Genomic DNA, 4621 nt, shown 5'->3' with positions numbered 1-4621 from the left:
GACGGCCTTTTCGACGATCTCGTAGGAACAGCGCGCGCTCGACAGGATAAAGCCTGCCGCGGGGTCCTGCCTTGCCTTCGCCAGTGCACCCACGAGCTTGTCCATCGCATTGTGCCGCCCGACATCTTCGCGCGCGAACAGGATCGCGCCGTCTTCCGCTGCGAAGGCGGCGGCATGGGCCGCGCCGGTTGCCTTGCCGAGCGGTTGATGGTCGCGCAGTTCCGATAGTGCCCGGAAGATCGCCGCTTCGCCGAGCACCCCATGCGCCGCTACCTTGGGCAGCGGCTTGGCCACCGCGTCGAGGTTCTCGATCCCGCACAATCCGCATGAACTTTCCGCGACCCTTGTCCGGACCCGCTCGGTCAGTTGCTCGATCCCGAGTCCGGTCAGGCTCGCGCGGACGATCCAGCCCTTCTCTACCTCCGAGACCGAGATGTCACTGCAGTCGCTCGGCTGTTTCGCCAGCCCTTCGGTCAGAGCAAAGCCGAGCGCGAAATCCTCGAGGTCCTGCGGCGTCGCCATCATCACCGCATAGGCGAGACCATTGAATTCGAGCGCCACCGGGACTTCGGGGACCCAGGCTCGCTCGATGCTTTGCCGCGAACCGTCGCGGGCGATTTCGACTGGCTTATCCGGCATCCGAATTGTGCAGATCGCCGGCCTTGGCGAATTCGGTCGCGCGGGTCTGCGGCTCGGGATGGTTGCCTTCGGCGAGGTGGTCGATCGCCGCCGCCGCCAGTTCGTCGAGGTGTGACCGGTCGTCGGCAAAGATCGCCGCCTTCATCCGCGGGTCCCAGAACATGTCGATATGGTTGGCGGTGGCCAGCACCGCCTTGTCATGCCCGATCGCCTGGAAATTGCGCGCGATCTGGTTTGCCATGTACCGCAGCCGGACAAGGTAGTCGCCGCCGCTCATTCGGCGGGCTCCATTTCGGTGTCGTGCTTGATCCGGCGCGATTTTTTCGACCAGCTTTCATAGGTCTCCTGCCAGTCGGTCGGGCCGTTGGACGGGGTGATCTGTACCGCGGTGACCTTGTATTCGGGGCAATTGGTGGCCCAGTCGGAATATTCGGTGGTCACGACATTGGCCTGCGTCGCCGGGTGGTGGAAGGTGGTGTAGACCACGCCCGGTGCGACCCGGTCGGTCACGGCAACGCGCAAGGTCGTCTCGCCGGTGCGGCTTGAAAGCCTGGCCCAGTCGCCATCCTTGAGCCCGCGATTCTCGGCATCGACCGGATGCATTTCCAGCAGGTCCTCGGGGTGCCAGACGGTGTTCGCCGTGCGCCTGGTCTGCGCGCCGACATTGTACTGGCTGAGGATCCGCCCGGTGGTGAGCAGCAGCGGGAAACGCGGGCCGGTCCGCTCGTCGGTCGGGACGTAATCGGTCACCACGAACAGGCCCTTGCCGCGCACGAAGCCCTCGATATGCATCACCGGCGAGCCATCGGGATGCTTTTCGTTGACCGGCCACTGGACCGATCCGCGTTCGAGCAGCATCTCCCACGAAACCCCGGCAAAGCTGCCCGTGAGGCGGGCGATCTCGGCGAGGATTTCGCTCGGATGGGTGTAATTCCATTCCGCGCCGAGCGCATTGGCGAGCAGCTGGGTGACTTCCCAGTCGCCATAGCCATTGGCCGGTTCCATCACCTTGCGCACCGGCTGGATCCGGCGCTCGGCATTGGTGAACGTGCCGTCCTTTTCGAGGAAGGTCGAACCGGGCAGGAAGACATGCGCGTAATTGGCGGTCTCGTTGAGGAACAGGTCATGCACGATGACGCATTCCATCGCCTTGAGCCCGTCGGCGACATGCTGGGTGTTGGGATCGGACTGGAGGATATCCTCGCCCTGGATATAGATCGCCTTGAACGTGCCATCGACCGCTGCGTCGAGCATGTTGTTGATCCTGAGGCCCGGATTGGGATCGAGGCTGACGCCCCAGTCCTTTTCGAACAATTCGCGGGTCGCGCTGTCCGACAAATGGCGATAGCCGGGCAATTCGTGCGGGAAGCTGCCCATGTCGCAGGCGCCCTGGACGTTGTTCTGGCCGCGCAACGGATTCACGCCGACGCCGGGGCGGCCGATATTGCCGGTCACCATGGCGAGGTTGGCGATCGCCATCACGGTCGACGAGCCTTGCGAATGTTCGGTCACGCCGAGGCCGTAATAGATCGCGCCGTTGCCGCCGGTGGCATAGAGCCGCGCGGCCGCGCGCAGGTCCGCAGCAGGTACGCGGGTGACGGGTTCGAGCGTTTCGGGCGAATGGCGCTCGTCCGAGACGAAGCGCGCCCAATCCTCATAGGCCTCGACGTCGCAGCGCTCGCGGATAAAGGCCTCGTTGGCGAGACCTTCGGTGACGATCACATGCGCCATCGCGGTCAGCACCGCGACATTGGTGCCGGGCTGGAGCGGCAGATGATAGGCCGCTTCGATATGCGGCGACTTGACGAGGTCGATCCGGCGTGGATCGACCACGATCAGCTTGGCGCCCTGGCGCAGGCGGCGCTTCATGCGGCTGGCGAATACCGGATGGCCGTCGGTCGGGTTGGCGCCGATCACCATGATCACGTCGGAATGACGGACACTGTCGAAATCCTGCGTGCCCGCGCTGGTCCCGAAGGTGGTCTTGAGGCCGTAACCGGTCGGCGAATGGCAGACGCGGGCACAGGTATCGACATTGTTCGCGCCGAACACGGAGCGGACCAGCTTCTGGACGAGATAGGTCTCTTCATTGGTGCAGCGGCTCGAAGTGATCCCGCCCAGCGCCATCGCGCCATGTTTGGCCTTGATCGCCTTGATCTTGCTGGAAGCGAATTCGAGCGCCTCCTCCCAGCTTACTTCCTGCCACGGATCCTGGATGCTCTCGCGGATCATCGGGGTAGTGATGCGGTCCTGGTGGTTGGCATAACCATAGGCGAACCGCCCCTTGACGCAGCTGTGCCCGCGATTGGCCTTGCCGTCCTTGTAGGGCACCATCCGGACCAATTGTTCGCCGCGCATCTCGGCGCGGAAGGTGCAGCCGACCCCACAATAGGCGCAGGTGGTGACGACGGCGCGCTCGGGCTTGCCATGTTCCTTGACGCTCTTTTCCATCAGCGCGCTGGTCGGGCAGGCCTGCACGCAGGCGCCGCAGCTGACGCATTCGGACGAGAGGAAATCGTCGCCGGTCTGGCCGGCGCTGATCTTCGAGGCGAAGCCGCGCCCGTCGACCGTCAGCGCGAAGGTCCCCTGGGTCTCGTCGCAGGCGCGCACGCAGCGCGAACAGACGATGCATTTATCGGGCGTGAAATCGAAATAGGGGTTCGAGGTGTCGACCTCCTGGCGCATGTGATTGGCGCCGTCATAGCCATAGCGCACGTCGCGCAGGCCGACATTGGCCGCCTCGTCCTGCAGCTCGCAATCGTTGTTGGCGCTGCAGGTCAGGCAATCGAGCGGATGATCGGAAATATAGAGTTCCATCACCCCGCGGCGCAGCTTTTCGAGGCGCTTGGTCTGGGTGTGGACGACCATGCCTTCGCCTACAGGCGTGGTGCAGCTGGCGGGCGTGCCGCGCGCGCCCTCGATCTCGACGAGGCACATCCGGCACGAACCGAAGCTGTTGAGGCTGTCGGTGGCGCAAAGCTTGGGGATCTTGCCGCCGCTTTCGGACGCCGCGCGCATCACGCTGGTACCGGCAGGCACAGTGACCTTGCGACCGTCGATCGTCAGCGTGACCTTTTCGTCCGCTGCGACCTCTGGCGTCCCGAAGTCGGCCTGGCGCTCATATCCCATTACGAATCTCCATGGCGGTCAGATCCGCCTGCGTATTGATATTAGCAGGTTTCCTGCAGCTTTTCACGGCCTTCGCGCCGATTGCTTCGGCAAAGGCCAACATCGAATGCCGTTCTTGTGACTCAAGCAAGGTTTCCAACCGGTTTGCCGCCCTTGCCGGCCAATGTCCGATGACCGGCTGGTCGGCGAGGTAGCAGGGCGGAGGGGAGAGCAATTCGAGCAAATCATCGGGCAGGTCGGGCGAGTCCACACCGCAGGTCAGGACGCTTTCGAAATCGGCATCGAGCGCATGATGCAGCCCGGCGGCAATCCCTCCCAACGGCCCCATGCCGGCATGGGGCCAGTCGGGAATACAGGGCGCAGGGCCGGTCTCGCGCCCCGCGATCACGACATGCTCGCACATCCCCGATAGCGCATCGACCGCGCGCGACAGCAAGGTCCGGCCTGCGAGTTCGGCCAAAGCCTTGTCGCTGCCGAACCGGCTCGATTGTCCGCCTGCAAGGACCACGCCCAAGATCACTCCGGGTTCAGCCCTTGAAGTCTTCGGGCCAGTGCCTGAGCGCGCTCATCACCGGATAGGGGGTGAAGCCGCCAAGCGCACAGAGCGAGCCGAACTTCATGGTTTCGCAGAGGTCTTCCAGCAGCTGGATCTCTTCTTCCTGCGTCCGGCCGCGTTTGGGCATGTTGTGCATCTGCGGCTCGAGCTCGACGCCCGACAATTGGCGTCCTCCCGCCCGGATGCGATCGATCACTTCGACCCCGCGGACCGCGCCGATCCGGCAGGGCGTGCATTTGCCGCAGCTTTCCGCCGCGCAGAACTCCATCGCGAACCGCGCCATGGCGCCCATGTCGG

At 64.3% G+C, this 4621-nt stretch carries 5 protein-coding genes; all 5 read right to left on the bottom strand.

Annotated elements, in window-relative coordinates:
- The coding region (locus AC16XC_RS06990; protein ID WP_484033930.1) for a formate dehydrogenase accessory sulfurtransferase FdhD at positions 1 to 639 on the bottom strand (639 nt) is incomplete at its 3' end.
- On the bottom strand, positions 629 to 916 hold the full coding sequence (locus tag AC16XC_RS06985; protein WP_484033929.1) for a formate dehydrogenase subunit delta: 288 nt from the start codon (positions 914 to 916) through the stop codon (positions 629 to 631). The genes AC16XC_RS06985 and AC16XC_RS06990, both read right to left, overlap by 11 nt.
- Positions 913 to 3768 carry a formate dehydrogenase subunit alpha gene (gene fdhF, locus AC16XC_RS06980; RefSeq protein ID WP_484033928.1) on the bottom strand — a complete coding sequence of 952 codons (2856 nt, stop codon included), beginning with the start codon at positions 3766 to 3768 and terminating at the stop codon, positions 913 to 915. The genes AC16XC_RS06985 and fdhF overlap by 4 nt, the downstream gene beginning before the upstream one ends.
- On the bottom strand, positions 3758 to 4288 hold the full coding sequence (locus AC16XC_RS06975; RefSeq protein ID WP_484033927.1) for a molybdenum cofactor guanylyltransferase: 531 nt from the start codon (positions 4286 to 4288) through the stop codon (positions 3758 to 3760). Before AC16XC_RS06975 ends, fdhF begins: the two co-directional genes overlap by 11 nt.
- Positions 4289 to 4295: 7 nt before the next feature.
- On the bottom strand, positions 4296 to 4621 hold a 326-nt coding region (locus tag AC16XC_RS06970; RefSeq protein WP_484033926.1), incomplete at its 5' end, for an NADH-ubiquinone oxidoreductase-F iron-sulfur binding region domain-containing protein.

This window comes from Candidatus Andeanibacterium sp., assembly GCF_057143545.1.
The sequence above is the reverse complement of the archived record's forward strand: the minus strand, read 5'-3'. Positions and strand labels throughout refer to the sequence as shown.